The 5,518-nt window shown below is 65.9% G+C and carries 4 protein-coding genes; all 4 read left to right on the plus strand.

Annotated elements, in window-relative coordinates; translation table 11 throughout:
• A partial coding sequence (locus ACXJKH_RS13410; protein WP_457319958.1) for a winged helix domain-containing protein occupies positions 1 to 431 on the plus strand: 431 nt, incomplete at its 5' end.
• A 2-nt stretch (positions 432 to 433) separates the two neighbouring features.
• Entirely contained in the window at positions 434 to 1,342 is a 909-nt protein-coding gene (locus tag ACXJKH_RS13415; RefSeq protein ID WP_457319960.1) for a GNAT family N-acetyltransferase, read from the plus strand.
• A gap of 184 nt (positions 1,343 to 1,526) precedes the next feature.
• A complete protein-coding gene (locus ACXJKH_RS13420; protein ID WP_457319961.1) occupies positions 1,527 to 4,358 on the plus strand; it encodes a 2-oxoglutarate dehydrogenase E1 component in 2,832 nt (943 codons plus the stop codon).
• A 42-nt stretch (positions 4,359 to 4,400) separates the two neighbouring features.
• Positions 4,401 to 5,518: dihydrolipoyllysine-residue succinyltransferase (sucB, locus tag ACXJKH_RS13425; RefSeq protein ID WP_457319963.1), on the plus strand; the 1,118-nt coding region annotated here is incomplete at its 3' end.

Raw genomic sequence — 5,518 nt, forward strand, 5'->3', positions numbered from 1 at the left:
GCCTGGACCTGCAGCGCCATCCGTGGGCGCGCATGGCCTGGCGCCGGGCCAAGCGCGGTGCCAGCCTGTACTGCAGCGGCCTGGAATTCGCCTTGCCGGTCAAAGACGCCCAGCTCCTGGCCGCGACTGAACAGCTCGGCGCCGCGCTCTACCAGAAGCTCTCGGCCAAGGGCCGCGATGCCGTCCAGGAACTGGTCTCCGGCGGCTATTACCAGCTCTTCGACGCCCTGGCCTTCGATGACGAAGACGAATTTGACGACGAAGAAGAGGACGGCACCTTCGCCGAGGACGCCATCGTCGATGGCACCGAGGCGGTCGAGGTCGACAGCGCCCAGCCCGATGTCCACGAAGTGACCATCCACGACGACGGCATCGAAGTCATCGTCGATTTCGACGACACCGACGAGAGCGACGACGGCAAGGCGCCCTGAACATGGGCGCATCCGGCATCCAGGTCGCCGTGGTCGACTATCCCGCGCAGCGCGACGCGCTGCACGGAGTCCGGCACCGCGTGTTCGTGGACGAACAGCGGGTGCCGGCCGAACTGGAGATCGATGCGCTCGACCCGCTGAGCGTGCACGTGCTGGCCAGCACTGCCCAGGGCGAGCCGATCGGCGCCGGCCGGCTCACCCCGGACGGCCGTATCGGTCGCATGGCCGTGCTGGCCAACAGGCGCGGCCATGGGGTCGGTGAGGCGATGCTGCTGGCCCTGGTCGAGGCCGCCCGCGCCCGCGGCTGGCGGGAGGTGAGCCTGCACGCCCAGTTGCCGGCCCGCGTGTTCTATACCCGCCAAGGCTTCCTGCCCGAGGGCGACGTGTTCGAAGAGGCCGGTATCGCCCACCAGCACATGCGCCGCGTGCTGGACGGGGCGGTCAACATCACCGCCTTTGATGAGGCGGTGGCGATCACCACCGCCCTGGTCCACCGTGCCCGCCGCCAGCTGTGGATTCACAGCCGCCAGCTCGACCCCGGCCTGCTCGACGCCCCGCCGGTGCTGGAGGCCCTGCGCCGCTTCGGCACCGCCCGCCATGACAAACAGGCCTGGCTGATCGTTCACGACGCCCCGGCCATCGCCCAGTCCGGCTCACCGCTGCCCGGGCTGCTGCAACGCCTGCCCAGCGTCTTCCGGGTCCGTCAGGTCAACGACCCGATCGACCGCGCCTTGGCCTCGGCCTGTCTGCTCAACGATGCCGGCGACTACTACTTTCGTCTGGGTGGGCACCGTTACGACGGTGAAGCCGCCCTCGCGCTGCCAGCACGTTCGCGACCGTTGCAGGACGGTTTGCAGCGCGTATGGGAACGTTCGCGTGAATGCAGCGAATTGCGCGCCATCGGTCTGTAGCTCACGCCACAGGCTCGAACCTGTCTGGGAATGACACCGCAGTCCACCCGGGACCGCCGCGGTGCCCCTTCCTGTCTCGATGGGGGTACAATTTGGGGAGTTAGATACCGCCCGCGCAGGGCTATTCACTTTTCCCTGCCGGATCATCGAAGCCTTACCCCACAAGCGAATCCGACCCTCCATCGTGGACAATCTACTGAAGCAGTTTGCGCAGTCTTCGCAGCTCGCCGGCGGCAACGCCTCCTATATCGAGGATCTGTACGAGCAGTACCTCGTTTCTCCGGACAGTGTCGATCCCAAATGGAAGACCYACTTCGACGGCTTCAAGGGCCGCGAAGCCGGTGACATTCCGCACTCGGCCGTCATCGCCCACATCACCGACGCTGCCAAAAACGCTGTCAACAGCGGTACGGCCACCGGTGCCGGCGACGAGCGCGAGCGCAATGTCGGCCGTCTGATCACCGCCTATCGTTCGCGCGGCCACCTCGGTGCCCGTCTGGACCCGCTGGGCCTGACCCCGCCGACCAACCCGCCGGACCTGGGGCTGCCGTTCCACAGCCTGTCCGAGAGCGACCTGGGCAGCGAGTTCAGCACTGGCGGCATCGCCGGCCAGCCGCGCATGAAGCTGCGCGATCTCCTCGATCGCCTGAAGAAAACCTACACCGGCTCCATCGGTGCGGAATTCATGCACATCTCCGAGGTCGAGCAGCGCCAGTGGCTTTATCAGCGCCTGGAGACCACCGGCGGCAACTACAGCCTGGATGCCGACACGCAGCGTCGCACCCTGGAGCGGCTGACCGCGGCCGAAGGCCTGGAGCGCTACCTGCACACCAAGTACGTGGGCCAGAAGCGCTTCTCGCTGGAAGGCGGCGACTCGCTGATCCCGATGATGGACACCATCATCCGTGACGCCGGCAAGGATGGCGTCAAGGACGTGGTCGTCGGCATGGCCCACCGTGGCCGCCTGAACGTGCTGGTCAATACGCTGGGCAAGAGCCCGCGCAAGCTGTTCGACGAGTTCGAAGGCAAGTTCGAACACGACGACCACGCCTCGGCCGGCGACGTGAAGTACCACATGGGCTTCTCGGCCGACATCGCCACCCCGGGTGGCGCGGTCCACCTGGCGCTGGCATTCAACCCCTCGCACCTTGAAATTGCCGACCCGGTCGTGGCCGGTAGCGTGCGCTCGCGCCAGGAACGTCGTGGCGATACCGAACGCAAGCAGGTGATGCCGATCCTGATCCACGGCGACGCGGCCTTCTCCGGCCAGGGCGTGGTGATGGAGCTGTTCCAGATGTCCCAGGCCCGCGGCTTCGCCGTCGGTGGCACGGTGCACATCGTGGTCAACAACCAGGTCGGTTTCACCACCTCCAACCCGCTGGATACGCGCTCCACGCGCTATGCCACCGATGTGGCCAAGATGATCGCCGCGCCGGTGCTGCACGTGAACGGCGATGATCCCGAAGCGGTCGTGTTCGCCGCCAAGCTGGCCTTCGAGTTCCGCCAGAAGTTCGCCAAGGACGTGGTCATCGATCTGATGTGCTACCGCCGTTGGGGCCACAACGAGGCCGACGAACCGGCGATCACCCAGCCGCTGATGTACCAGGTGATCCGCAAGCACCAGACCACCCGCGAGCTGTATGCCGCCCAGCTGGAAGCCGCAGGCGTCATTCCGGCCGACGGTGGCAGGGCGCTGGTCGATGCCTACCGCAACAAGCTCGATGCCGGCGAAGTCACCACCGAGCTGGCGGCGGTCGAAAAGACCCCGGCCACCAGCAAGATGTACGTCGACTGGCCCAAGCTGCTCAACGGCAAGCTCTCCGACGCGGTGTCCACCGCCGTGGGCATGGAGAAGGTCAAGCAGCTGGCACAGCTGATCAACACCGTGCCCGAGGGCGTGGAGCTGCACTCGCGCGTGGCCAAGGTCTACGACGACCGTCGCAAGATGGCCGCCGGCGAGATCCCGGGCGACTGGGGCTTTGCCGAGAATCTGGCCTACGCCACCGTGCTGGACGAAGGCAACAGCCTGCGTCTGGTCGGCCMGGACGTCGGCCGCGGTACGTTCACCCACCGCCACGCGATCCTGCACGACCAGAAGACCGACAACTACTACCTGCCGCTGCGCCAGCTGGTCGAGTCGCCGGAACAGGCCACCATCATCGATTCGCTGCTCAGCGAAGAAGCGGTGATGGCCTATGAGTACGGCTTCTCCACCACCGATCCGAACACCCTGTGCATCTGGGAAGGCCAGTTCGGCGATTTTGCCAACGGCGCCCAGGTCGTGATCGATCAGTTCATCGCGGCCGGCGAAGCCAAGTGGGGCCGCATCACCGGCCTGACCCTGCTGCTGCCGCATGGTTACGAAGGCCAGGGCCCGGAGCACAGCTCCGCGCGTCTGGAGCGTTTCCTGCAGYTGTGTGCGCTGGAGAACATGCTGGTGTGCGTGCCGTCGACCCCGGCGCAGGCATACCACATGCTGCGTCGCCAGATGCGCATGACCACCCGCAAGCCGCTGATCGTGATGTCGCCCAAGTCGCTGCTGCGCCACAAGCTGGCCGTGTCGACCCTGGAAGAGCTGGCCAACGGCGAGTTCCAGCACCTGATCGGCGATGCCAAGGCAGAGAGCAAGAAGGTCAAGCGCGTGGTGCTGTGCTCGGGCAAGGTCTACTACGACCTGCTCGAAGACCAGACCAAGCGTGGCCAGGACGATGTCGCCATCATCCGTGTCGAACAGCTGTATCCGTTCCCGCGCGTGGCACTGGCAGCGGAGCTGAAGAAGTACGGCAAGGCGGCCGATGTGGTGTGGTGTCAGGAAGAACCGCAGAACCAGGGTGCCTGGTACCAGATCCGTCACCACCTGCAGGCGTGCCTGGCCGATGGCCAGAGCATCCATTACGCAGGTCGCGCCCGTTCGGCATCGCCGGCCGCTGGACACATGGCTGACCACATCATCGAACAGCAGAAGCTGATCGCCGATGCCCTGGTCAACCCGTTCAACGACTCGGTCGCTGAATAACTCCCTCCTCATTCTAGAAAAGACAAACCAGGAAGCTCCCGCATGGCCACCGAAGTCAAAGCCCCGGTACTGCCCGAATCCGTCGCCGACGGCACCATCGCCACCTGGCACAAGAAGGTCGGCGATGCCGTCAAGCGCGATGAAAACCTGCTTGATCTGGAAACCGACAAGGTCGTCCTGGAAGTGCCGTCGCCCGTCGATGGCGTGCTGAAGGAGATCAAGTTCGAGGTCGGCGCCACCGTGACCTCCAGCCAGGTCGTGGCCATCATCGAAGAAGGCGCCACCGCCGCTGCTGCGCCGGCCGCCGAAGAGAAGAAGGCTGACGCCGCTCCGGCCGCTGCCGCACCGGCACCCGCTGCCCCGGCCGCTGCTGCGGCGCCGGCACCGGCCACCAAGTCGGCTGCCGACGCCCTGCCCCCGGGCGCCCGCTTCTCGGCCATCACCGAAGGCGTGAACCCGGCCGACGTATCCGGCACCGGCCGTCACGGTGCGGTGACCAAGGAAGACATCGTCAACTTCGCCCGCAACGGCGGCGCCGGCAAGGCCGGTGGCGCACGTCCGGAAGAACGCGTGCCGATGACCCGCATCCGCAAGCGCATCGCCGAGCGCCTGATGCAGTCCAAGAACAGCACGGCCATGCTGACCACCTTCAACGAGGTCGACCTGTCCAAGGTCTCGGCCGCGCGCAAGGATCTGCAGGACGAGTTCGTCAAGGCCCATGGCATCAAGCTGGGCTTCATGAGCTTCTTCGTGAAGGCCGCCGCCAATGCGCTGCAGCGCTTCCCGCTGGTCAATGCCTCGATCGACGGCGATGACGTCATCTATCACGGCTACTCGGATATCTCGATCGCCGTGTCGACCGACAAGGGTCTGGTGACCCCGGTGCTGCGCAACGTCGAGCGCATGTCCTTTGCCGACATCGAGAAGACCATCGCCGACTACGCCAAGAAGGCCCGTGACGGCAAGCTGAGCCTGGAAGAACTGCAGGGCGGCACCTTCACCGTGACCAACGGCGGCACCTTCGGCTCGCTGCTGTCGACCCCGATCATCAACCCGCCGCAGAGCGCCATCCTGGGCATGCACGCCATCAAGGAGCGTCCGATCGCCCAGAACGGCCAGGTCGTGATCGCGCCGATGATGTACCTGGCGCTGTCCTACGA

The sequence above is a fragment of the Stenotrophomonas sp. P5_B8 genome (assembly GCF_054049855.1).